The following is a 678-nucleotide window of genomic DNA, read 5'->3' on the forward strand; positions in this document are numbered from 1 at the left end:
GCGACCACCATCGCGCCGAACGATGCATTGACCGGCCACGCGCCGATCACCAATGCGATCCCCGAGGTAAGCGGCGGCAACTTCGAAAATCTGGTGGCGGACAAGACGCCGGTTTCGACCAATGTCACCGACACCGTCGACACCACTGACCTGTCGCTGACTGCGACCGGCACTGTTGCGGAAGGTGGTTCGATCATCTACACCGCGACGCTGACCAACGCGGCTGGCTCGCCAGTCACCGTGACGCTGTCTAATGGCGCGGTAATCACCATCGAAGCCGGTAAAACCACTGGCACTGTGACCGTTCCAGCTCCGGCCGATGACGTCTACAAAGACGCGGGCAAAGTCGAAGCGACGATCTCCACCGCTACCGGTGGCAACTTCGAGAACCTGGTGCCGAGCACGGTTCCAGCCGTCACCGAAGTGACTGACACCATCGACACCTCGACCGTCAAACTGACGGCTGATACGTCGGTCGCTGAAGGCAGCACCGTCACTTACACCGCCACTGTCGGCGCTCCAGTGACCGGCTCGCCTCTCGTCGTCACCCTGGCAAACGGCCAGAACATCACCATCGAAGTCGGCAAAACCACCGGCACCGCAACCACCATCGCCCCGAACGATGCATTGACCGGTCACGCACCGATCACCAATGCAATCACCGAGGTAAGCGGTGGC

General features: G+C 61.4%; 1 protein-coding gene. It reads left to right on the forward strand.

Going from position 1 to position 678, the window contains the following annotated elements; genetic code table 11:
• The coding region (locus tag BK660_RS31520; protein ID WP_185045324.1) for an immunoglobulin-like domain-containing protein at positions 1-678 on the forward strand (678 nt) is incomplete at both ends.

It is taken from the genome of Pseudomonas brassicacearum (genome assembly GCF_003732265.1).
GTDB lineage: Bacteria > Pseudomonadota > Gammaproteobacteria > Pseudomonadales > Pseudomonadaceae > Aquipseudomonas > Aquipseudomonas brassicacearum_D.